Source organism: Psychromonas sp. B3M02 (genome assembly GCF_003318165.1).
GTDB lineage: Bacteria > Pseudomonadota > Gammaproteobacteria > Enterobacterales > Psychromonadaceae > Psychromonas.
On record NZ_QOCB01000033.1, the window covers coordinates 26,123 to 51,076 of the forward strand.

Here is a 24,954-nt window from a genome sequence, read left to right on the forward strand (position 1 = left end):
GATATTACCTCTTTAGGGTAGTTTTAAGTGGTGTGGAAACGAGAAGTTGCTTTTACTTTTAATCATAAACACGTAACATTTTCTATCCATTATGCTTATCACAGAGAAATAAGATGTTTAGTCAATACCAAGAGCAATGCCAGGCGTTTATTGTTGAACATATGAAGACCGATTTAGCTCATGATCTTTTACATGTTCAGCGCGTGGTGAAGCTAGCCACTGAGATAGCAGAAAGTGAACATGCCGAATTAAATGTTGTATTACCTGCGGCTTGGTTACATGACTGCTTAAGCTACCCTAAAAATCATGCCTTACGCACCTTAAGTTCCTTACACGCTGCAGATAAAGCGATTGTTTTTTTACGCAGCATAGATTATCCAGAGCAATACTTATTAGCTATTCATCATGCGATTGCTGCACATAGTGTGAGCGGTGGTATCAAGGCTGAAAGCCTTGAAGCTAAAATAGTACAAGATGCCGATCGTTTAGATGCGTTAGGTGCGATTGGGGTGGCGCGTTGTATTCAAGTGAGTAGTCAATTGCAGCGACCGTTATATTCAGCATCAGATGCTTTTGCAGAACAACGTACGTTAGACGATCAACAATTCACTATTGATCACTTTTACACCAAGTTGCTTAAATTATCGAAGACGATGCATACTGAAATGGGCAAGACAATTGCGCAACAACGAACTCAATGGATGAAAGGGTATTTAGCACAGCTTGCGCTAGAGCTTTAGAGTGACTTAAGTTCTTTGCTTCCTAGAAGAATAAAAGTAACTTTAAAAACAAGGGGGAAGATGCGTTTTCTCTTTTGTTACTTTCGCTTTTTTCTCCGTTTTTGACCGCGCTCATTTTATTTTTTAGTGTATAAATATTTAAATTACTTGCCTAGGCAGTTAATTTTCACATACAATTACTTGCCTAGGCAAATAACGTGTTTATATTCTAAAGAGGTGTTCATGTTAACTACTCAACCAAACTCCCCTGGAATCGGTTTAGCTAAACTTATTGGTTTAACAAACCTTCATAAAGAGAAGTTATTCAATCATTATTTAGCGCCGATTGGTGTCAGTTCTGCACAATTTAAAGTGCTGGTCGCTATTCACTATTATGAAATGAGTTCGCCTGTAGATATCAGTAAATACCTTAATATTGATGCAGGTTCGATGACTCGGATGGTGGATCGCCTAGTCAAAAAGTCTTTCATCGAAAAACAACCAAACCCTGAAGATAAACGCGGTGTGCTGCTGAACTTAAGTGCTACCGGTGAGTCTTTATTGGAACAGTGTATAGTGACAATCGAAGGTCATGTCGCCCCCCAATTACTGGGTGATCTTTCGACACAAGAGGTAGAGCAGTTGAGTGCATTATTAATGCGCTTATTACCCACAACAGAAGTCTAAGTACCTATTACTCTTACTTTGACATAGCTAGTTAAGTTGTTTCTTTTATATTATTAACATAATGAGCAAAGCAATATGGACAATAACCAAACAAGCAGTACTGAACATAATACTGACAGCAATCCAAGCAGAAGCAAACGCAAAACCTCTTTTCTAATTCTATTTCTTATTTTGTTAGTCATAGGTGGTGGTTGGTTTGCCTACTATCAATTATATGGCAAGTTTTCACAGGAAACGGATGATGCTTATGTAGATGGTGATTTAGTGACTTTATCCCCTGAGATCTCTGGTACTGTCAGTAAAGTGGTGGTTGATGAAGGTGATTATGTAGAAAAAGGTCAAGTGTTGGTCAGTTTAGACAACAGTGATGCCAAGGTGGCTTTGCAAGAAGCGGAAGCTAAATTAGGTGTTGCGGTACGACAGGTGCGTAGTTTATTTGCTATGTCTGATTATACCAAAGCGAAATTAGACACTAGTAAGGTGGGATACAACCAGGCGATTAATGACTATAAACGTCGCCAAATTATTGTTAAATCTGGTGCGATCTCAGAAGAAGATTTAACGCATTACAGTGACCAAGTGGATACCACTAAGAGTCAATATATTGCCGCACAGCAAGAGTTTAAAATGTCGACCTCGCTGGTGGACAATACCGTGATAGAAACACATCCTGCAATCAAAGCCGCGGTCGCGGGTGTACGTAAAAGTTATCTGAGTTATATGCGTACTCAAATCGTTGCTCCGATCAGTGGTTATGTGGCTAAACGTTCAGTGCAGTTAGGGAGTCGAGTACAACCAAGCAGCCAATTAATGGTGATTGTACCGTTACATCAAGTTTGGGTTGATGCGAACTTTAAAGAAAGCCAAATGAAAGATATGCGTATTGGCCAACCTGTAACCTTAACCTCTGATCTGTATGGGGAAGAGGTTGAGTATAAAGGTGAAATTGAAAGTTTAGGGATTGGTACGGGGAGTGCGTTTTCGCTTTTACCGGCACAAAATGCAAGTGGCAACTGGATTAAAATAGTACAGCGTTTACCGGTGAAAATTCGTTTACAGCCTGATAACCAAGAGCAGTACCCATTACGCATCGGTTTATCCATGGTCGCTAAGGTGGATATCCAAGATACTAGCGGTAAAGTGCTTGAACAAACACCACAAACTGAAGCGAAATATAATACCAATGTGTACCAAGATATTTTAAAAGACGCTGATAAACTGGTGGCAAAAATCCTTCTAGAGAATCTTGAGACTAGCTCAACAGCAGCTAAGTAGAGGCGTTTATGCAGGATCAAACTTATACGCCACCCAGTGTCGTATTAGCGACTATTGCCTTGGCGATGGCAACTTTTATGCAGGTGTTAGATAGCACCATTGCCAACGTTGCTTTGCCGACCATTGCTGGTAACTTAGGCGTGAGCTCAGAACAAAGTACGTGGATTATTACTTCGTTTGCGGTGAGTAATGCGATTGCTTTACCTTTAACCGGTTGGCTTTCGCGTCGTTTTGGGCAGCTTCGGTTATTTATTATCTCAGTATCGTTGTTTACCTTTACCTCTTTTTTATGTGGTATTGCGACGAGTATGCCCGAGTTGATTACCTTCCGTGCACTGCAAGGTTTCTTTGCTGGACCTATGTTTCCTATGTGCCAAACCTTATTACTGGCGATTTTCCCTACGGTAAAACGTGGCGCTGCGTTAGCGTTGATCTCTATGGTGACTGTCGTTGCACCGATTGTTGGTCCAATCACAGGTGGGTGGATCACCGATAACTATTCATGGCCTTGGATCTTCTTTATTAATATTCCCATTGGTATTTTTTGTTGTGTGATTGTTTGGCAACAACTAAAAGGGCGTATTGATACAACCGCAAAATTGCCTATCGATTTTATTGGTATTGCGTTATTGGTGTTGGGCGTAGGTATGCTACAAGTCGTGCTTGATCTCGGTAATAATGCCGATTGGTTTGAGTCTACACAGATTGTGGTGATGACCATTATCGCAGTGATAGCGTTAATCTCCTTTGTTATTTGGGAGTTAACCGAAAAGAATCCAATTGTGAATCTCTATTTGTTTAAAGATCGTAACTATACCTTTGGTACGATTGCGCTAGTGGTCAGTTATGCGGCGTTCTTTGCGATTAATGTTATCTTGCCGCAGTGGTTGCAAATCTACATGGGGTACACGGCTATTTGGGCTGGATTAGCCTCTGCGCCAATGGGGATTCTCCCACTTATTTTAGCGCCTTTAATTGGTAACTATGCTCATAAAACAGACCTGCGTTTATTAGCCAGCATCTCCTTTGTGGTGATCGGGGTGTCATGTTTCTTACGTGCTCATTTTAACAGCTTTGTAGACTTTGCATCAGTAGCTGAAGTGCAACTGTTTATGGGGATTGGTATTGCCTTTATGTTTATGCCATTAACCACCATCTTTTTGTCCAACTTAGACCATAAACAAGTGGCTGATGCATCTGGTTTAACCACCTTCTTGCGTGTATTAGGATCAAGTTTTGCCTCTTCCTTAACCACTTGGATTTGGAATCGTCGCGCTGATTTCCATCATGCTAATTTAACCGAGCATGTTAGTATTTATAATCCAGGTGCTGTGGAGTACTTAGATAAGATGGGTGGGGCAACACAAACTAACCTTTCCGCCGTGAATACCTTAACTAATTCGCAGTCTTATTTGATGTCCTTAAATGATTATTTTTATATGCTAGGTTGGCTTTTCTTTGCATTAATTGTGGTGGTGTGGTTTGCCAAAGGGCCGTTTATTAAATCATCGAAAGCCCCTGAACCAGCAGGCGGACATTAATTTCAATAGGTTATTCAATGAATAGCCTTTAATTCGGAAACTAGACATGACAGATTTACAGAAACAATTAGCGTTTATTATCGAGATTGACAAATTAAAAGCCGTATATCGCCAAACCACGGTAAAAGAAGATAATGATCGCCAAGAAAACAGTGCAGAGCATAGTTGGCATATCGCTTTGATAGCGCAATTACTTCAAGGTTACGCAGAGCAGCCTATTGATATTACTCGTGTGGTTAAAATGTTGTTAATTCACGATATTATTGAAATTGATGCGGGTGATCTTTTTGCCTTTGCTGAAACAAAAGATCATCAACAACAAGCCTTAAAAGAAGAGCAAGCAGCCCAACGTTTGTTTGGTTTATTACCTGAAGCGCAACACCAAGAATACAAAAGTCTATGGTTTGAATTTGAGCAAGCGGAAAGTAATGATGCTCAATTTGCTAAAGGTATGGATAGAATTTTACCTCTGGTACAGAACATGAATAACCAGGGCGGTAGCTGGGCAAAACATAAGATTAGTCAGTCGCAAGTATTAGCGCGAAACAGTTACCTAGAAAAGAGTGCGCCTAAGTTGTGGCAATATGTTGTTGAGCAAACTGACTTAGCCGTGACGAATGGCTGGTTGACATAGTCGATCATCCTTTCAGTCATCACGTTTAATACAGTAATGCTAAGTCATCACGTTTAATACAGTAATGCTAAGTCATTACTGTATTAAACCTTTTATGCCTAAACATTCTTTATAACGGTTCTTATTTGGTAGCTTTCACGCTTGCTCCGCGTTATTGTTGTTTGTCGTTTTGCCTACTTCATGATGAACTACCTAAAAGAGAGAGAATATGACCAATCAAGTTGATCTTGAGATCCCAAAAGCTGACATTAAACCTCACGTACATAATACTCACGATCATCAACGCCAAGATAATTACTTTTGGTTACGTGATGATAACCGTCAAGATCCTGCTGTATTAGCTTATTTAGAAGAAGAGAATGCTTACACAGAAAAAGTGATGGCACCATTATCCGATCTTCAAACTACTTTATATGATGAGATGGTGGCGAGACAGGAGCCTGAATTAGCCTCTGTTCCCTATTTTAAAAAAGGCTTTTGGTATACCTCTCGTTATGATGAAGGTAAAGATTACAGTGTTTATTCTCGCCAAAAAGGCAGCCAAGATGGCGAGGAGAAGGGCGAAGAAGTGATCTTTTTCGACTGTAATCAGCGCGCGGAAGGTTTTGCCTATTATCAACTAGGCGCTTTAAGTTTATCCCCTAACTCACAGTTATTAGCCTTTACTGAAGATACCGTGAGTCGTCGCCAATATACATTACGATTTAAAGACTTAGCCACCAATGAGATGTTTGATGAAAGTATTGAAGATGTCACTGATGTGGTATGGGCAAACGATAATCAAACACTCTTTTATGTAAAACAAGATCAACAAACCCTATTGCCTTACCAAGTTTATCGTCATCAATTAGGGGATGATCCTGCTAATGATCAACTGGTTTACGAGGAGTTAGATGACACCTTCTATTTAAATCTATATAAAACACGTTCAGAAGATTATTTAGTGATTTGTGCTGATAGCACCATGACCTCAGAATGTTTAATTTTAGATGCTAATACCCCAGAGCAAGGCTTTACCTGTTTCTTACCAAGACAGCGAGATCATGAGTACAGTGTTGACCATTTCCAAGATACATTTTTTATTCGCAGTAATATCACAGGAAAAAATTTCGCATTACATACATTAGTAGCAACCTCAGAAAGCTTTGCGGTGACTCAGGCAAGTGAGTGGCAAGTATTAGTGCCAGCCAGAGAAGCTGTGCTACTCGAAGGTTATGAATTAATGGATAACTGGCTAGTAGTGGAAGAGCGTGAATTAGGTTTACCTGTATTACGTCAAATTAGTTTTAAAACCGGTGAGTCTAAAACATTAAGTTTTAATGATCCTGTTTACACGGTATTCAGTCATTACAACCCGCAATCAAATAGCAGTAAATTCCGTTATCAATATACTTCGTTTACTACGCCATCAACTGTGTATGAATTAGATTTAGAAACCGGTGAAACGACGTTATTAAAACAAAGCCAAGTGATGGGCGATTTTACGAGTGACGATTATCAAAGTGAGCGAGTTTGGGTGACGGCGCGTGATGGTGTCGAAGTGCCTGTCTCTTTGGTTTATAAGCGTGACTTATTTAATCAACAAAATCCTTTATTAATTTATGCCTATGGCTCCTACGGACACAGTTTAGATATTGGTTTTAGTTCAGCTAATTTGAGTTTGCTAGACCGTGGTTTTGTTTATGCCGTTGCACATATTCGTGGTGGTGAAGAACTGGGCCGTGATTGGTATGAACAAGGGAAATTATTACAAAAGAAAAACACCTTTAACGACTTTGTAGATGTCTCTAAAACACTGGTAGAAAAAGGCTATGGTGCCAAAGAGAAAGTGTTTGCAATGGGGGGAAGTGCTGGTGGATTGTTGATGGGCGCGATTATCAATCAAGCCCCAGAGTTATACAAAGGCGTAGTAGCTGCCGTGCCTTTTGTTGATGTGGTATCAACTATGTTGGATGACACTATTCCACTGACTACTGGAGAGTATGATGAATGGGGGAACCCTAATGATCCAGAGTATTATGAGTATATTTTAAGTTATAGCCCGTATGATCAAGTGGTTGCGCAAGATTATCCGCATATGTTGGTCACCACTGGTTTACATGACTCACAGGTACAGTATTGGGAGCCTGCTAAATGGGTTGCTAAGTTACGTGAGTTAAAAACCGATGATAATCAGCTATTATTGTATACGGATATGGAAGCAGGACACGGTGGTAAATCAGGGCGATTTAAACACTTTGAAGATATCGCAAGAGAGTTTGCTTTTTTGATTGATTTGGCGAGTTAAACGGTCATTTATAAAAGCTGATTGTTGAGTGATTAACAATCAGCTTTTTATTATAAAGTTAAAACTTATTGACCGTAAATATCAAAGCTAAAGTATTTAGCAGCAATCTTGTCGTAAGTACCGTTAGCACGGATCTCTGCAATGGCTTTATTAAACTGCTCTGCTAGTTTTGTATCTCTTTTACGTAAAGCTAATGCTGTGCCTTCACCCACATAGGCTTTATCAGTAACTAGTTTCCCTTTTAAAGCAAAATCTTTGCCTTCCGGCTTTTCTAGAAAAGCCAATACCAGTTGATCTGAGTTAGCAAAGGCGGCATCTAAACGGCCATTTTTTAGATCGATATACACTTGGTCTTGCCCTGTGTAACGCTTGATATCAGCAACATCGCCGTACATATCAGTCACATAATTATCGTGGATTGTACCTACTTGCACACCAATTACTTTGCCTTTTAAGCCGGCTTTATCAATGCTAAAGATTGCATCTTTTGCTGCTACAAAGCTGGCTGGTGTTTGGTAATATTTATCGGTGAATAACACACGCTTTTTACGCTCTTCAGTGATACGCATTGACGCCATGATCACATCAGATTTTCTTGATAGTAATCCCGGGATAAGACCATCCCAAGCTAACGTTACCCATTCACAATTCAACTCTGCCTGCGCACATAGGGCATCGGCAATCTCAATATCAAAACCAACTGGTTTGCCTGTTTCATCCTTGTAGTTAAAAGGTGGGTAAGTAAAGTCCGAAGACAAACGTACTGTTTTTGAGCTTGCCGCGTGAAGTGGCGCTATCAACATACTTGATAATAATAGTGCCGCAATTTTTAATGATTTCATGATAAGTCCTTTTAGTTAATTTAATGTTTTAAGTGCATTTAACGTTTCAAGCATGCTCTCTTTAGAGCCAATACTAATACGTACGCAATCTTGTAATGCCGGTTCATGTGCTTGGTCTCTTGTCACAATACCTTTCTTAATCAGGTGCTGGTAGGTTTCAAGGTGACCTTTGAAACGAATGAGCACAAAGTTAGTTTCGCTACCAAATACATGTTGTACAGAATCTAATAACATTAGCTGCGATTTAAACCATTCTCGCACTTGAATTAATTGGTTTGTTTGTTTTTGCATAAGTTCTAGTCCTGTATTAGACAGTGCTTTTAATGCTATTTCAGCCGTTGGGTCGGCAATTGGGTAAGGTGCAATAAGACGGTTAATGTAAGTCATTACACTGCTATCTGCGAGTAAAAATCCACAACGAATAGCTGCTAAACCAAAGGCTTTTGATAGTGTTCTAATAACCACAAGGTGTGGGTACTTATTCATTAAGCATAAAGCACTTTGTTGTGACGAAAACTCGATATAGGCTTCATCAACCACTACCAGTGTTGAATCCTTACTTGCTTCTAATAAAGTAACGATATCGGCTTCATGGATGCTATTTCCCGTTGGGTTATTAGGCGAACATAAAAACAGTAATGGGCTGTTAGGAAGTTGCTCTTTAATCTGTTCTACATCTAATTGAAAATCTGCCAATAGTGGGATTTTACAGGTATTAACAGAAAATGAATCCGCACAAAACTCATACATGCCATAGGTGGGTGGGCAGATAATTATTTGGTCTTTACCTGGATGGCAAAAGGTGCGGATCAATAGGTCTATTGCCTCATCAGCACCTCGTACCGCTATTACCTCACAATCTAGTTTACCAACACTTTGTTGGCAATATTCAAGGTAAGCTTGTGCCGTATCGTGAGGTAGAAAATCAGGGTAACGGTTGTAATGGTCATTACTGCCTTGTTGAAAATCTCCATAATGCGCAGATTGTTCTAATTCATTGGCATTTAACCAAAGGTGTCCTTGGCCACCGATGCGGCGTGCAGATTGGTAAGGAACTAGCTTTTTAACTGCTTTAGGGACTAACTGTGCTGCGAGAGATTGCATTAATCAACTTCCATTGAGTGAATTGTTAAGTGAATATTTAATCTAAAAGTTAGAATAAATATTCAGTTTGTAAGCCGATTTAAACAAATCTTCATTGAAAGATGAAACGAAAAATAGGTATACTAGCTATGCTAAAAAATCATACCTAATAACGTTAAACCTATTCCCTTTATACACGAGATACTCTTGAATATGCGGTTACCTTCTACCACTGAGATGCAGGCTTTTATTGTCACGGCCGATCACCTTAAATTTACCCTCGCTGCACAACAGTTAAATGTGACGCAAGGAGCGGTAAGTCGACAAATTATCTCTTTGGAGAAAAAGCTCGATATTCAATTGTTTCATCGTCATGCACGTGGTTTGAGCCTGACAGAAAAGGGCACGCAATTTTTACCATTGGTGAAGCAAGTGATTAATCAGATGAAAAGTGCCGTTGCTGAAGTCTCTAGTGTTAATCCTGTGGTGAGATTAAAAGCGCCAAGTTGTATTAGTAATTGGTTATTACCAAAAATCATGGCTTTTCAGCAAGCATTTCCAGATATCACTGTTGAATTAACATCCTCTATTAAGCATGACATTAATTTCTCTTCAGAAGCCTTTGATGCAGCGGTTTGTTATTGTGAGGAAGTAAGTGATCAGAGCTTAATAAGCCAATGCTTATTTGAAGAAGTCTTAACGCCTGTTTGCGCTCCTTCGTTATTACCAAAAGGGACTGCTCAACTCAACATTGAAGAGATGAGGAAGTTTCCTTGGTTGCATTCCACTCCTCAGCAGCATGATTGGAAGCAGTGGTTGGCTCTGGCTGGAGATGATAATTTACTGGCTAAACATAATCAGCAGTTTGCTACTTTAGATTTAGCGGTAAGTGCCGCTAAGCAAGGGTTTGGGATTAGTATTGGTGATGTGATGTTAGCCTCTGCGGATGTGCAAACAGGGCAGTTAATTATGCCTCATCCATTACAGCTAAATTCTGGTAAAGCTTATTACTTGGTTTATCCAGAAAAGAGTAATCATTTACCATTACATACTTTATTAACTTGGTTAGCTTGATCGTATTTTGAAATAATAGGTACAAAAAAGCCGAGAGAAGTACGCGACTTGCCTCGGCTTTTTAAATTTCTATTGAAATTAACTATTCAGTAGTTTCTTTACGAGGAGCACGTTCGTTAGCTTCTCGTACTTTTAATGAACGTTCTTGGAACTCTTGTTCATTTAATGCTTCAATTGCATTTGCCGCATCACTTTCTGGCATTTCAACAAAACCAAAACCACGGCGCTTACCCGTGTGTTTGTCTTTCATTAAACGTACCGAAATCACTTTACCATGCTCAGAAAACAATGTGCGAATAGCCATTTCATTTGCACGATAAGGTAAGTTGCCAACGTAAAGTGTTGTTGTTGCAAAATCAACTTCAGCTGTGCCTTCTGATGGAGCACTTTTTGCTGAGTTTGCAAATTGAATAAGAAAACCACTTATTACAGCTCCTGCTGCAAATAAAACGGCGCCGTCAAGGCTGATTTGGAGTAAAGCAATGGCAGCTGCGCCAATAATAGCAACTGCAACAGAAAGCAACACTGGAGTGTTTGATTTCATAATTTAATAACCTCAAAATAAGAAAAGAATAGAAACGTAAGCATCATTTCATTGTCGATGAAAATAGCTCATGAAGCTTTTGAGAATGGGTGGCATAATCCTTGCCATTATCAATCCATTAAAAGCGATATCTATTGTATGTTAAAAACAACGGTTAGCGTTAATAGATTGCTTGATCCGCTTTGATCTTGTTTAAGAAAAGTTAAAAATGTGAACTAAGCCTCGCTGTTTGTGGTTGAATTGTGAGCGCTAGGTGGTGGTTTTTTATACTTAAACTGGTTTTTTTGGAGAATGTTAAATTTTTTTTACAATTAAAAACAAGGTTAAAAAATTCAGTGAAGATCCATTAACGCGATAGCGCTATAAAGATGGAGATTAAAACAGAAATTCGCTAGAATGCACGGCAATTAATATGCTCAAAATAGATAAATTAACATCGGACATAAAAAATTAGCATTAAAGCGACTAAAAACACGGCTAAAAAGCCATTAAGTTCGCTGTGATAAAGTGGTTTTTATTAGATTAACCTGTATCACAATGCAAAATGTAGTCACTAATAAGGTATTTAACGTATTCATGAAAAACATTCGTAACTTTTCAATCATTGCTCATATTGACCATGGTAAGTCGACATTGTCAGACCGTTTAATCAGCACCTGTGGAGGATTAACGGAACGTGAAATGGCAGCGCAAGTAACTGACTCTATGGATATTGAGCGTGAACGTGGCATTACCATCAAAGCACAAAGTGTTACCTTAGACTATAAAGCGCTAGACGGTGAAACTTACCAATTAAACTTTATCGATACACCAGGACACGTGGATTTCTCCTATGAAGTATCACGTTCTTTAGCCGCTTGTGAAGGGGCATTATTGGTAGTTGATGCTGGTCAAGGCGTTGAAGCACAGACATTAGCAAACTGTTACACCGCATTAGAGATGGATTTAGAAGTTGTCCCAATCTTAAACAAAATTGATTTACCTGCGGCAGAGCCTGAGCGTGTTGCTGAAGAGATCGAAGATATTGTTGGTATCGATGCGACTGAGGCTGTACGTTGTTCGGCGAAAACTGGCATCGGCATTGACCTAGTATTAGAAGAGATCGTAAAAATGATCCCGCCGCCAGAAGGTGAGCTAGATGCACCATTGCAGGCGCTGATTATTGACTCATGGTTTGATAACTACCAAGGCGTAGTGTCATTGGTACGTATTAAACATGGTCAGATTAAAGTCGGCGATAAAATGAAAGTAATGACCACAGGTCAAGTTCATTTAGTGACTAAAGTGGGTTACTTTACGCCTAAGCAAAAAGAAACAGGTATCTTAAAAGCCGGTGAAGTAGGTTATGTTATTTCTGGTATTAAGGATATTCTAGGTGCGCCAGTAGGTGATACTTTAACCTTAGCTGATAATCCTTCTCCTGAAGTGTTACCTGGGTTTAAGCGTGTTCAACCACAAGTTTACGCAGGTTTATTCCCTGTAAGTTCTGATGATTACGAAAACTTCCGTGATGCATTGGGTAAATTAAGTATTAATGATGCGTCGCTTTTATATGAGCCAGAGAACTCATCTGCATTAGGCTTTGGTTTCCGTTGTGGTTTCCTTGGTTTATTACACATGGAGATCATCCAAGAGCGTTTAGAGCGTGAATACGACATTGACCTTATTACTACGGCACCAACAGTAATCTACGAAGTAGAGAAAAATGATGGTGAAGTTCAATATGTAGATAGCCCAGCTAAACTACCACCAACTAATGATATTAGTGAGATTCGTGAGCCAATTGCGGAATGTAATATTCTGGTACCACAAGACTACCTAGGTAATGTAATTACTTTATGTATTAATAAACGTGGTGTACAAACGAAGATGGCTTACCACGGTAACCAAGTTGCATTAACTTACGAGATCCCAATGGGTGAAGTAGTAATGGATCTGTTCGACCGTTTGAAATCAACTAGTCGTGGTTATGCATCATTGGAATATAACTTTGTACGTTATGAAGCGTCTGACATGGTACGTGTTGATGTTATGATCAATGGCGATCGTGTTGATGCATTAGCATTAATCACGCACCGAGATAATTCAGAAAGTTACGGCCGTGATCTAGTTGAAAAAATGAAGGAACTGATCCCTCGTCAAATGTTTAACATTGCGATTCAAGCCGCGATTGGTAGCAAGATTATTGCACGTTCAACGGTTAAGCAATTAACCAAGAACGTATTAGCAAAATGTTACGGTGGTGATATCAGTCGTAAGAAAAAACTACTGAAGAAACAGAAAGAGGGTAAAAAACGCATGAAGTCTGTTGGTAATGTTGATGTGCCACAGGAAGCCTTCTTAGCGGTATTACATATCGGTAAAGATAAGTAGTTTGTGATTACTGTGTTAGCAGGAAAAGTAATCATTATTTAATGGAAATGCGCTGGTTAATCGATCAGCGCATTTTGTATTTTAAACGAGTCATATTAGTTAAATACATTAATTAATATGATTTACATTCATTAGGAAAAAAAATGGCAAACTCATTTGCACTAATATTAGTTATTTTAACGTTAGTTACAGGCGTTATTTGGGTTATTGATAAAATTAAGTGGGCAAAAAAACGCAAGCAAGCATATGCTGAATTACAGGCTAAATCTGATATTAAATTAGATGATAAAAAGCTAGCTAAAATGTACCCAGAAAATCCAATCATTGAAAATGCACGTGGCCTTTTCCCGGTTATTGCAATTGTATTTGTATTACGATCTTTTATTTATGAGCCTTTCCAAATTCCATCGGGTTCGATGATGCCGACTTTACTCGTTGGGGACTTTATCTTAGTTGAGAAGTTTTCATATGGTATTAAAGAACCGGTTTGGCAAAATACATTGATTCCAACAGGTCACCCTGAACGCGGAGACGTTGCTGTATTTAAATATCCAGAAGATCAACGCGTAGATTTTATTAAGCGTGTTGTAGGTTTACCCGGTGATCGTATCGTTTATAAAGATAAAGCCCTTTATATTGCGCCTGCATGTGGTGATGCTAGTTGTGGTGATTATAAAAAATTAGATACCTCTTTCTTAGGTGAGCAAGATTTTAAAAACGAGAGCAATACGGTAAAAGTTTATTCTGAAGTATTAGGTGACGTAGAACACCAGTTATTAATTAACCCTTTACGAAGAGAACAAGTGGAAGCTTATTACCAACAAAAAGATATATCGACATATACCTATGAGTGGGTTGTACCAGAAGGCAATTATTTTGTAATGGGTGATAACCGCGACAATAGTCGTGATAGCCGTTTTTGGGGATTTGTTCCTGAGCGTAACCTAGTGGGTAAAGCCGTAGCAAAATGGATTAGTTTTGAGTTTGACCGAGGCGCAGATGACTTCTTACCAAGTTGGGTACCAAGTAATGTGCGTTTTGAGCGTATAGGTAGTATTAAATGAAGATGAAAGAACAAGAGTTAAAACGTTTAGAGAAGCGTATTGGATACCAATTTTCAGATTTCTCGTTATTAAAACAAGCATTAACGCATAGAAGTGCATTAGGCTTACATAACGAGCGCTTAGAATTTTTAGGGGATTCTATTTTAAGTTTCGCTATTTCAACGGATCTGTATAAACGTTTTCCAAAAGTTGATGAAGGTGATTTAAGCCGTATGCGTGCCACCTTAGTCTGCGGAAAAATGTTGTCTGAGGTAGGGCGTGAGTTTGTATTAAGTGATTGCCTGATCTTAGGGCCCGGAGAGTTAAAAAGCGGTGGTTTCCGCCGTGACTCTATTATTGCCGATGGTGTAGAAGCGATTATTGGTGCGGTATTCCTAGACTCAGACATTGATACCGTCAATAAACTCGTTTTAAGTTGGTTTGATAGCCGTTTAAAAACCATTAAGCCTGGTATTACGCAGAAAGACCCTAAAACACGTCTACAGGAACACCTGCAATCTCGTAAGCAAGCCTTGCCTGTTTATGAAGTATTAGATGTGAAAGGCGAAGCGCACAACCAACAGTTTACCATGAGCTGTCAAATCGAAGGGATGCAGCCTGTGCAAGGCAAAGGCACTAGCCGCCGTAAAGCAGAGCAATTGGCTGCACAAACTATGTTAACTGCTTTGTTGGGTGACCAATAATGTTACCTGTTACTAAACTTTATACTTCACTATCATTAACCTTATTAGGAGCTAAATAATGACTCAAAAATGTGGCTTAGTAGCCATCGTCGGACGCCCTAATGTAGGCAAATCGACCCTAATCAATGCCTTGCTTGGTCAAAAAGTAAGTATTACTTCACGTAAAGCACAAACTACCCGTCACCGTATTTTAGGTATTGATACCGATGGTGATTATCAAACTATTTTTGTTGATACACCAGGGTTACATATTGAAGAAAAACGTGCCATTAACCGTCTGATGAATCGTGCTGCATCAAGTTCAATTAATGATGTTGAAATGGTGGTCTTTGTTGTTGAGGGGACCAATTGGAATGAAGATGATGAGATGGTATTAAAGAAACTAACACATCAAAAATGCCCAGTTATTTTGGCTGTTAATAAAATTGATAATGTCGAAGATAAAGAACTGTTATTGCCACATCTTCAACAGCTAGGCGAGCGTTTTAACTTTGCACATATCTTACCTATGTCGGCTAAATCTGGTGATAACGTAGAGAAAATTAGACAGTGGGCGAAAGATATTTTGCCTGAGTCAGAGTTCTACTTCCCTGATGATTATATTACGGATCGCTCTTCTCGTTTTATGGCATCAGAGATAGTACGTGAAAAACTAATGCGCTTTTTAGGCGATGAGTTACCTTATTCTGTTACTGTTGAAATTGAGCAATTTAAGCAAAAAGCCAATGGTTTATTGCATATCAACGCCCTTATTTTGGTAGAGCGTGATGGCCAAAAACGCATGGTGATAGGTAACAAAGGTGAGAAGTTAAAAGCTATCGGTAAACAAGCACGTATCGATATGGAAGAGTTATTTGATTCAAAAGTATTTCTAGAGATCTGGGTCAAAGTGAAATCTGGTTGGGCTGATGATGATCGTGCATTACGTTCGTTAGGTTACGGTGATGATTACAGCGGCTAATGGTCGCTGAGCATGTTGCTGATAGGGGTTTTTGAATGTCTATTGAGTGTCACAATGCGTTTATACTGCATCGTCGTCCCTATGGTGAAACAAGTCAGATCGTTGACTTGTTTTGCCAAGATATAGGTAAAGTTAGTCTTATTTTTAAAGGTGGTAGAAGCAGTACCCGTATGAAACGTGGTATGCCCCAACCCTTCACCTTATTGTTAGCCAGTTACTTTGGACGCGGTAGCTTAAAAACAGTCAAATCCTTGGAAGCACAAACACAAGTGGTGCCATTACATGGGCAACGACTTTATATTGCTATGTATATCAACGAGCTACTGTATCGTTTATTACAAGCTGAAACTGCCTGTGATGGTCTATTTGAATGTTACCAACGTACTTTAATTAGTATTGCCCGCGACGAAGATCCGCAAAAATCACTTCGCTTGTTTGAGTTAACACTATTAGAAACACTTGGTTATGGTGTTAATTTTGAGCAAGATGTGTATAGCGAAGAGTTGATTGAAGCCGGTTTTCAGTATCAGTATCAACAGCAGCTTGGTTTTTTTGCTAAACAAGCTATCTGTAAACCTGAGCAAGTTTATGATGGCCAAGATATTATCAATCTATCGCAACGCAAGCTCGATAGTGAAGCCACACTGAAGATGGCAAAGCGTTTTTGTCGTCAAGCATTAGCAAACTTATTAGGCGATAAGCCACTTCATAGCCGCACCTTGTTTGCAGCTAAATAACAGAGTAGAGATAAAGGAAAGAAGATGAGCAAAATTTTATTAGGTGTGAATATTGACCACGTTGCAACCTTACGTAATGCACGTGGCACTTGTTATCCTGAGCCTGCACATTTAGCCGCTGTTGCTGAAACTTCTGGTGCAGATGGTATTACTATTCACCTACGTGAAGATCGCCGTCATATTCATGACCGTGATGTTGCGGTATTAGCGCAAACATTACAAACACGCATGAATTTAGAAATGGCAGTGACAGATGAAATGGTAGAGATTGCATTAAAAACCAAACCTGCTTTTGTTTGTTTAGTACCAGAAAAGCGTGAAGAGTTGACCACTGAAGGTGGTTTAGATGTAGTGGGTAATTACGATAAAATAGCCGATGCTGTTAGTCGCTTAAATGCAGCTAATATTCAAGTGAGTTTGTTCATCGACCCTGAAGCTGCACAAATTGATGCAGCAGTGAAAATGCAAGCTGCTTATGTTGAGTTACATACGGGGCAGTATGCCGACGCGGAAAGCGAGGCGGTTCAAGAAGCTGAATTGGCTCGTGTTGCTAAAGCTGCCACTTATGGCCAGAAAGCCGGTATCAAAGTGAATGCGGGCCATGGCTTGAATTATCATAATGTTAAACCGATTGCTGCTTTACCAGAAATTATTGAGCTTAACATTGGGCATGCCATTGTTGCTCGTGCATTAGTAGATGGCTTTGCTGTTGCGGTAAGTGAAATGAAACGCTTAATGGTAGAAGGGCGTAATCAGAGTTTATAACGCTCTACTACCTAATATAAAAAAATTTATAATCCCACTCATTTTGTCTGATACTGGTTATCGGGCAAGGTGAGTGGGATTTTTTAGTTAATCTACCGCTTGTCTAGCGGTTTGGTTAAACGATTTGTTGATCGCTTTTTTATCACCCAATATACGTGAAGTAATAGTGCCTGCAGTCATTGCACCACTTACATTCAATGCGGTACGCGCCATATCGATTAAAGGCTCAATAGAGATCAGTAAGGCTGCGATAGTAACAGGCAAACCCATAGCAGGTAATACGATCAAAGCAGCAAAGGTTGCACCACCGCCCACCCCAGCAATACCAAATGAACTAATAGCAATAATCGCTACTAACGACAGAATGAAGTTAATTTCCATCGGGTTAATACCCATGGTCGGCGCGACCATTACTGCAAGCATAGCAGGGTAGATACCCGCACAGCCATTTTGTCCAATGGTTGCGCCAAAAGTCGCAGATAAATTAGCAATGGCTGGTGGCACATTTAACTTGGTTATTTGTGCTTCGACATTCAAAGGAATAGTCGCTGCAGAGCTACGAGAGGTAAAAGCAAAGGTTAATACTGGCCAAATACGTTTAAAGTATTGAGCAGGGCTAACGCCTACTAGCGAAACCAATACACCATGTACGATAAACATTAAGAAAATAGCAATGTAAGAAGCAACAATAAAGCCTAATAAATTTAAAATATCATTTAAGCTAGATGTCGCAACGACTTTTGCCATTAATGCCGCAATACCATATGGCGTGAGTGCAATGATCATTTTTACTAAACGCATCACAACAGATTGTGCCGCTTCGATAAAGGTGCGAATAGGCGCTTCAAGCTCTTGTTTTTCAATCATCACTCGGCGAGCCGCAATACCTACAAGAATGCCAAATATTACCACAGCAATAATCGACGTAGAACGGGCACCTGTTAAATCAGCAAAAGGATTAGTAGGAATAAAACTAACCAACATTTGTGGGATAGTCAGGTCAGCGACGCTGCCTAAACGACTTTCTAATACACTGATACGGGCCGTTTCACGCACACCTTCAGACAAGCCTGCAGCTGAAAGACCAAAGCTTTGTGTTACCACAATACCAATCAGCGCTGCAATCATGGTAGTGAATAACAAAATAGCAATGGTTAATGCACTAATCTTTCCTAATGAACCCGAGTTTTCAAGCTTTACTACTGCTGCAATCATGGACACTAATACTAATGGCATGATCACCATCTTTAATAGCCCAACGTAGCTACTACCCACTACATTAACCCATTCTAATGTGTGTTTGATGATCGGGTTAGTTTCACCATAAATAAGGTGAATAATAAGACCAAAAGCACTACCTAATACTAAGCCTAGTAAGACTTGTCGAGATAATGTATTAGCTTTTCTTTGCTGCTTAAATAAGAACAACAGGATGAAAACAAATACCGCTAAGTTAGCGATAACTGCAATTGACATGGAATTTCCTTAATAATAAGTACGAATGAAATGAATAACATTGATTTTATTTTCACCTAACTAGAGCGTTAGATGAGATGGGCAGGGATTTTAATCACCTAATAAGCAAATAACAAAGCCAGATAAACCATTGTTTATGTCGTTTGGTTATAAGTAATAACTTAAATGGATTTTAGGTTAAGTGAATATTTGATCATGCAGTTTTATGAGTATTTACTTTTTGGGGGAGGGGACAAACAGCAAGAAACAAAAGGCAATAGATCCATTACATTGTTAACTTGATGAGCTTCACTCATTACCCCCCAAAAAAATCATCAGCTAATTTATGCTTTTGAAGAGGGAGCTTTAGGGTTACTTACTGAATGAGAACTCAATAAGTAACAGCTAGATTATCTCGCGTTAATATTTTCTTATTATTGGCGACGTTTCGACACGAGAGTGAATTTGTAATCTGTTGTTTTAAAAGTATTAATACTATATTCAAATACCGTATTGTCTTGTAAAAAACTGCGAGTTCTCTTTTCGATAATTGGCTGGCTAGTGTCAATGCCCAATAAGGTTGCAATCTCTTTTGGTGGTAAAATAGGGATCACTTCCTGCTCACTGCGGTCAATCACTAACTTTTTAGTATTTTCAATATAATCATATTTTGAATGACGCATCACGTCATAAGTTAAATCTGGAAATAACGCTAAAGGCATCCAGGTTTCTTCAACTGTAATAGGGTTGTCTTCTATATAACGCACGCGCTTTACATAATACACACGATCTTTTTCAGTAATGTTGAGGTTTTCAGCCATGGTTAAGCTTGGGCACATGACTTCAAAAGTAAGTACGTCACTGTGAGTATGTAAGCCCAGGTGTGCCCACTTCTCTTCAAATGTAGATTGTTGATAAATATCGTAATTTACTTTCTTCTCTTTAACGTAAGTCCCACTTCCTTGAACACTCTCTAATTCATTATTTTCAATTAATAGTTTTAATGCCTGTCTAACAGTGACACGGCTGGCTGCAAACTCTTTTACCAATTCTGCCTCTGTGGGTAGTGCCTCCCCTACTTTACATTCACCAGAGTCTATTTTTGTTCGAATGGCATCAGCAATTTCGCGATACCTAGGTAATTTTGCCATGTAAACCTCTTAATTGGGTTGTAGATATCAATAGATTACTCATAAATCTGTTTTAATACAAATGCAAAATAACAATACAAATTAAAGTCAAATGTGGGTTTAATCACTTCTATTGAATCAAATTCTTAATAAAAAGTGTGATTCACATCATTATTTATGGTTAAATACTATTTGTTAATACAAATTTAAATACAAACTTTGCTTTAGGTGATCTAGATCGCAAAATATGTATTAAATAGGTATTAATATTGTCTTTGTTGAATGATGAACGATTATATTTGTGGGATTGATTGGAATGGGACAAGAATCATGAAAATTACAACATTGACTAATACTGCTTTGATGGCATTGAAAACTAGCTTTTCTACTAAAGAAGAAGCGATTCATGCCCTAACTGAAAAGTTAGATGAAGCAGGCAAACTTAATGATAAAAAAGCATTTTTGGATGCTGTTTTCGAGCGTGAACAAGAAGGGCCAACTGCACTAGGTGAAGGGTTGGCTGTTCCTCATGGTAAAACTGATGCGGTTAAGGAAGCAAGTTTTGCCGTTGCTACCTTAAAACAAGATCTAAAGTGGGAAGTGGTAGATGAGGACGAACAGGAAGAAGTTAATTTAATTTTCTTACTGGCTATCCCTAACGCAGAAGCCGGTTCAACACATATACAAGTATTGACCGAGCTAACGACCACCTTAGTTGATGATGATATTCGTGCCGCAGTGCTCAATGCAGATACCGCCGATCAAGTATTAGCATTACTAGATGGTAAAAAAGTAGTTAAAGAGCAAGTTGAATTAGATAAAAGCAAGCCAACAGTAGTGTGTGTCACTGCTTGTCCTGCTGGTATCGCACATACATACATGTCTGCTGAATATCTAGAAAAAGCCGGTAAAAAATTAGGCGTTAATGTCTATGTTGAGAAACAAGGTGCTAATGGTATTGAAGACCGTTTAACCGCTGCACAATTAAACGAAGCGGTTGCCTGTGTTTTTGCTACTGAGGTTGCGGTAAAAGATATCGAACGATTTGAAGGTATCCCACGTGTTGAAACGCCAGTTGCTGAACCAATCAAACACGCTGAAAGAATTATTAATCAAGCACTTGAAGCTGCAAAAAATGGTGATAGTACTGAGCGTGTTACTCAAACCGAAGATGCGCCTAAGAAGTTACCTATTAAAACGGAACTTAAACGTGCTCTGTTAAGTGGTATCTCTTTTGCTGTTCCATTGATTGTTGCTGGTGGCTCAGTACTTGCTATTGCGGTGTTAATCGCCCAAATGTTTGATTTGCAAGATGTCTACGCGACCGATGGCTCTTGGTTATGGATGTACAGAAAATTAGGTGGCGGCATGTTGGGTACATTAATGGTACCTGTATTAGCTGCTTATACTGCTTTTTCAATTGCCGATAAACCTGCTTTAGGCCCAGGTTTTGCTGCGGGTTTAGCCGCGAACTTAATCGGTTCTGGTTTCTTAGGCGGTGTTGTTGGTGGCTTAATTGCTGGCTATGTAATGCGTTGGATCAAAGAGAACCTACGTTTAAGCCCTGCATTTAATGGTTTTTTAACTTTCTACCTTTACCCAGTGATCGGTACCTTGGTGGTTGGTAGCTTGATGTTATTTGTTATCGGTAAACCCGTTGCATTTTTAAATCAAGGTCTAACAGATTGGTTAAACAGTTTGTCTGGTACCAATACACTTTTATTGGGTGCAATTATCGGGATTTTTGTTTCTTTTGACTTAGGTGGTCCTGTCAACAAAGCCTCTTATGCATTTTGTTTAGGTGCAATGGCCAACGGTGTTTACGGTCCTTATGCCATCTTTGGTTCAGTGAAAATGGTATCTGCTTTCACTGTGACTTTCTCAACCATGATTGCGCCACGTCTATTTAAAGATTTTGAAATTGAAGTGGGTAAATCAACTTGGTTATTGGGTCTTGCGGGTATTACCGAAGGGGCTATCCCAATGGCTATTGAAGATCCAATTCGTGTTATCGGTTCATTCCTTGTTGGTTCAGTTGTGACAGGTGCAATTGTTGGTGCAGCAGGTATTGGTCTATCAACACCAGGTGCAGGTATCTTCTCTATCTTCTTATTACACGACGCCGGTGTCGGTAGCTTTATGGCTGCGGGAATTTGGTTTGGTGCTGCATTACTAGGGGCGATTATTTCAACTGCCGTGTTAATCAGTTGGAGAGCGCGCCACGCTAAAAAGCAAAATCTAGCATCAGTGACAGCTAACTAAAAACTAAATAGGTATAGCTAGCGAACACCGCTATGCCTGAGGAACATTTTCTTAAAAAGTAATGGTTACAACCAACATAAACAAATTATTTTAAGGTATAAAATTATGACTACGTCTCGCGTACACATTACTCCTCACATGCACTGGGACCGTGAGTGGTACTTCACAACTGAAGAATCTCGTATTTTACTTGTGAATAACATGGAAGAAATTATGAACCGTCTGGAAACAGATCCTGAGTACAAATATTACGTACTAGACGGTCAAACCGCATTACTTGAAGACTACTTTACGGTTATTCCTGGTGGCAAAGAGCGCGTTAAAGCACTAGTTGAAGCAGGTAAATTGATTGTTGGTCCTTGGTACTCTCAGACAGATACTATGCAAGTTTCAGGTGAGTCAATTGTGCGTAACATGCTTTACGGAATGCGCGATTGTTTAGCATTAGGTGACCCTATGAAAATTGGTTACCTACCAGACTCGTTCTCTATGAGCTCTCAGTTACCAATGATTTACAATGGTTTTGGAATTGACCGCACTATGTTTTGGCGTGGTTGTTCAGAGCGTCACGGTACCAATAAAACAGAGTTCTTATGGCAGTCAAATGACGGCAGTGAAGTGACAGCTCAGGTTTTACCACTAGGTTATGCTATTGGTAAATACTTACCTGAAGACAAAGACGCATTAACTACTCGTTTAGATACTTATTTAAAAGTGTTAGAAAACGCATCTGTCACCAAAGACATTCTTTTACCGAATGGCCATGACCAAATGCCGATTCAAAAGAATATTTTTGAAGTGATGGATATTCTTCGTGAAGCTTACCCAGATCGTGAGTTCTTAATGAGTCGCTTTGAAGAAGTGTTTGAAAAAATTGAAGCACAACGAGACCAACTAGATACGATCAAGGGTGAATTCAACGATGGTAAATACATGCGTGTTCACCGCAGTATATCTTCTACACGTATGGACATTAAGTTAATTCATGCACAAGTAGAAAACAAAATCGTTAACATTTTAGAGCCACTTGCTTCAATTGCTTTCAAACTGGGTTTTGATTATCACCATGGTTTGATCGAAAAAATGTGGAAAGAAAGCATGAAAAACCATGCTCATGATTCTATTGGATGTTGTTGTAGCGATAAAGTGCATGCTGAAATTCTAAATCGTTACATTCTTGCTGATGATATGGCGACTAACCTTATCAACTTCTACAAACGTAAAATTGTAGATCATATGCCAGAAAAAGAGGGTTGCGATAAATTAGCGTTCTTTAACCTTTCTACTTATGCACGTGAAGAAGTGGTGAACACCATGATCACGATTCGTGCTCAAGAGTTCAGTATTGTTGATGATGCAGGCAATGAGATTGAGTACTTTATCGAAGGCCAACGTGAAATTGATCCTGGTAAAATCGACCGTCAAATTGTGCACTACGGTAACTATGACCCGTTCATGGAGTTTGATATTCAGTTAAAAGTCAATGTACCAGCAATGGGCTTTACTACTTTACATATCAAAGCTAACCAACAAGGTGCCGTTCAAGTTGCTGCACAAGCAGAAGCTAACGTATTAGAAAACAGCTTTTACAGCATTACAGTCAACAATGACGGTACATTAACTATCTTCGACAAAGAAACAGAACAAACATTTGAGCAAGTTTTACGCCTTGAAGATGGTTCTGACGATGGTGATGAATATGATTACTCACCTTCACGTAAAGAGTGGTTGTTGTATTCAACGGATTTTGACGTCGAAACAAGAGTAGAGCATCAAGCATTACAGTCGGTTGCGCATATTAAATTCCGTATGGATCTGCCTGCTAACTTAGTGTCTCGTGAACAGCGTAGTGACCAAGACGGTTACGTAGATGTTGAGTGCCAAGTTGTATTAAAACAAGACTCTCGCCGTATTGAAGTACGTATGGAGTTAGATAACCAAGCCGATGATCATCGTGTTCGTGTACTTATTCCTACGCCGTTTGTAACTGATACTGTGGTCGCTGATAACCAATTTGGTCTTATTTCACGTCCTACTGATGATCCTGCAATGCAAGTTTGGGAAGAAGAGAAGTGGAAAGAAGCGCCAGTTCCAATTTACCAATTAATGAACTTTGCTGCACTTGAAAATGAAAAAGCAGGTTTTGCTGTGATGACCAATGGTTTACGTGAGTTCGAAATCATTGCTAACCAAAGTGAGCAGCGTGACACATTTGCATTAACGTTATTCCGTGGCATCGGGGTATTAGGTAAAGAGAATCTATTACTTCGTCCTGGCCGTCCATCGGGCATTAAAATTCCAACGCCAGACTCACAAGTACGTGGAAAAATCGTTTGTGAATTCACTCTATACGGCTTTGCTGGTAACCATATTGATGCTGATGTGATGTCTGCAGCTCGTGATAATGTCACTCCAATTCAGGCTTACAATAAAATTCCATTTAACGCCATGAAGCTAAATATTGGAGAGCAAAATATTCCACTTACCTACAGCTTATGTAGCGCTCCTAAAAATGGTGTGGTGTTAAGTGTATTGAAAAAATCTGAAGACGAAGATGCATTAATCATTCGTGTATATAACCCATCACAAACACAAACCATTAATGGTGACATTGAGTTTACTTCCCCAGTTACAGAGTGGGTGGAAACGTTAATGGATGAAACACCAAAACCGCAAGTGGAAACACTTCCATTGCAACACTTTGGCTCACTGGCTCCCTGCCAAGCTAAAACCTTCCGCGTTAAGTTTTAACGCTTAATAAAGGGAGTTAATTGGTTAACTAGTTAACTCCCTTTTAAACCCCGTTCTTTTTCCATACGCCTCCTTAAACCGAGGGGG

The 24,954-nt window shown here is 39.3% G+C and carries 20 protein-coding genes; 15 read left to right on the plus strand and 5 right to left on the minus strand.

Translation table 11 applies throughout. The features are described from left to right. Window positions 1-113: 113 nt before the first annotated feature. From DS885_RS04745 to DS885_RS04770, 6 genes are all read left to right on the plus strand, one after another. Window positions 114-740 carry an HD domain-containing protein gene (locus tag DS885_RS04745; RefSeq protein WP_113818253.1) on the plus strand — a complete coding sequence of 209 codons (627 nt, stop codon included), beginning with the start codon at window positions 114-116 and terminating at the stop codon, window positions 738-740. Between the two features lie 222 nt (window positions 741-962). Continuing rightward, window positions 963-1,406 carry a MarR family transcriptional regulator gene (locus DS885_RS04750; protein ID WP_113818254.1) on the plus strand — a complete coding sequence of 148 codons (444 nt, stop codon included), beginning with the start codon at window positions 963-965 and terminating at the stop codon, window positions 1,404-1,406. Window positions 1,407-1,481: 75 nt separating this feature from the next. Continuing rightward, window positions 1,482-2,681: an efflux RND transporter periplasmic adaptor subunit gene (locus tag DS885_RS04755; protein WP_113818255.1), complete on the plus strand. Its 1,200-nt coding sequence runs from the start codon at window positions 1,482-1,484 to the stop codon at window positions 2,679-2,681. A gap of 8 nt (window positions 2,682-2,689) precedes the next feature. After that, entirely contained in the window at window positions 2,690-4,222 is a 1,533-nt protein-coding gene (locus DS885_RS04760; RefSeq protein ID WP_113818256.1) for a DHA2 family efflux MFS transporter permease subunit, read from the plus strand. Between the two features lie 46 nt (window positions 4,223-4,268). Continuing rightward, window positions 4,269-4,856 carry an HD domain-containing protein gene (locus tag DS885_RS04765; RefSeq protein WP_113818257.1) on the plus strand — a complete coding sequence of 196 codons (588 nt, stop codon included), beginning with the start codon at window positions 4,269-4,271 and terminating at the stop codon, window positions 4,854-4,856. Window positions 4,857-5,064: 208 nt separating this feature from the next. Further along, entirely contained in the window at window positions 5,065-7,143 is a 2,079-nt protein-coding gene (locus tag DS885_RS04770) for a S9 family peptidase (RefSeq protein ID WP_113818258.1), read from the plus strand. A 65-nt stretch (window positions 7,144-7,208) separates the two neighbouring features. Here the strand turns inward: DS885_RS04770 and DS885_RS04775 are convergent, their stop codons facing one another. Continuing rightward, window positions 7,209-7,985, minus strand: coding sequence for an ABC transporter substrate-binding protein (locus tag DS885_RS04775; RefSeq protein WP_113818259.1), 777 nt, complete (start codon window positions 7,983-7,985; stop codon window positions 7,209-7,211). 15 nt (window positions 7,986-8,000) lie between these two features. After that, complete coding sequence (gene hisC / locus DS885_RS04780) at window positions 8,001-9,089, minus strand: histidinol-phosphate transaminase (protein WP_113818260.1); 1,089 nt, start codon at window positions 9,087-9,089, stop codon at window positions 8,001-8,003. Window positions 9,090-9,281: 192 nt separating this feature from the next. On the opposite strand from hisC, the gene DS885_RS04785 reads away from it, so the two are divergent. Then, complete coding sequence (locus DS885_RS04785) at window positions 9,282-10,142, plus strand: LysR substrate-binding domain-containing protein (RefSeq protein ID WP_113818261.1); 861 nt, start codon at window positions 9,282-9,284, stop codon at window positions 10,140-10,142. A gap of 82 nt (window positions 10,143-10,224) precedes the next feature. On the opposite strand, the gene DS885_RS04790 is transcribed toward DS885_RS04785, so the two are convergent. After that, window positions 10,225-10,686, minus strand: a complete 462-nt coding sequence (locus tag DS885_RS04790) for an RNA recognition motif domain-containing protein (protein WP_113818262.1) — start codon at window positions 10,684-10,686, stop codon at window positions 10,225-10,227. Between the two features lie 576 nt (window positions 10,687-11,262). Between DS885_RS04790 and lepA the strand changes: the two genes are divergently transcribed. The 6 genes from lepA to pdxJ all read left to right on the plus strand — a co-directional run bounded on the left by lepA (window position 11,263) and on the right by pdxJ (window position 17,269). Then, window positions 11,263-13,059: a translation elongation factor 4 gene (gene lepA, locus DS885_RS04795; RefSeq protein WP_113818263.1), complete on the plus strand. Its 1,797-nt coding sequence runs from the start codon at window positions 11,263-11,265 to the stop codon at window positions 13,057-13,059. A 143-nt stretch (window positions 13,060-13,202) separates the two neighbouring features. Then, window positions 13,203-14,123 (plus strand): signal peptidase I, encoded by a 921-nt coding sequence (lepB, locus tag DS885_RS04800; protein ID WP_113818264.1) that lies wholly within the window; start codon window positions 13,203-13,205, stop codon window positions 14,121-14,123. Next, the gene (gene rnc / locus DS885_RS04805) at window positions 14,120-14,806 is read left to right on the plus strand and encodes a ribonuclease III (RefSeq protein ID WP_113818265.1); all 687 of its coding nucleotides are present in this window, start codon (window positions 14,120-14,122) and stop codon (window positions 14,804-14,806) included. Before lepB ends, rnc begins: the two co-directional genes overlap by 4 nt. 58 nt (window positions 14,807-14,864) lie before the next feature. Beyond that, on the plus strand, window positions 14,865-15,767 hold the full coding sequence (gene era, locus DS885_RS04810; RefSeq protein ID WP_113818266.1) for a GTPase Era: 903 nt from the start codon (window positions 14,865-14,867) through the stop codon (window positions 15,765-15,767). A gap of 35 nt (window positions 15,768-15,802) precedes the next feature. Then, a complete protein-coding gene (gene recO / locus DS885_RS04815; protein ID WP_113818267.1) occupies window positions 15,803-16,504 on the plus strand; it encodes a DNA repair protein RecO in 702 nt (233 codons plus the stop codon). Between the two features lie 24 nt (window positions 16,505-16,528). Further along, a complete protein-coding gene (gene pdxJ / locus DS885_RS04820) occupies window positions 16,529-17,269 on the plus strand; it encodes a pyridoxine 5'-phosphate synthase (RefSeq protein ID WP_113818268.1) in 741 nt (246 codons plus the stop codon). 87 nt (window positions 17,270-17,356) lie between these two features. On the opposite strand, the gene DS885_RS04825 is transcribed toward pdxJ, so the two are convergent. Further along, entirely contained in the window at window positions 17,357-18,745 is a 1,389-nt protein-coding gene (locus DS885_RS04825) for an L-cystine transporter (protein ID WP_113818269.1), read from the minus strand. Between the two features lie 413 nt (window positions 18,746-19,158). Beyond that, complete coding sequence (locus tag DS885_RS04830; RefSeq protein WP_113818270.1) at window positions 19,159-19,875, minus strand: GntR family transcriptional regulator; 717 nt, start codon at window positions 19,873-19,875, stop codon at window positions 19,159-19,161. A gap of 309 nt (window positions 19,876-20,184) precedes the next feature. On the opposite strand from DS885_RS04830, the gene mngA reads away from it, so the two are divergent. Then, window positions 20,185-22,116, plus strand: a complete 1,932-nt coding sequence (gene mngA, locus DS885_RS04835) for a PTS 2-O-a-mannosyl-D-glycerate transporter subunit IIABC (protein ID WP_113818271.1) — start codon at window positions 20,185-20,187, stop codon at window positions 22,114-22,116. A 105-nt stretch (window positions 22,117-22,221) separates the two neighbouring features. Then, window positions 22,222-24,867, plus strand: coding sequence for a mannosylglycerate hydrolase (gene mngB, locus DS885_RS04840; RefSeq protein WP_113818272.1), 2,646 nt, complete (start codon window positions 22,222-22,224; stop codon window positions 24,865-24,867). Window positions 24,868-24,954: the final 87 nt, after the last annotated feature.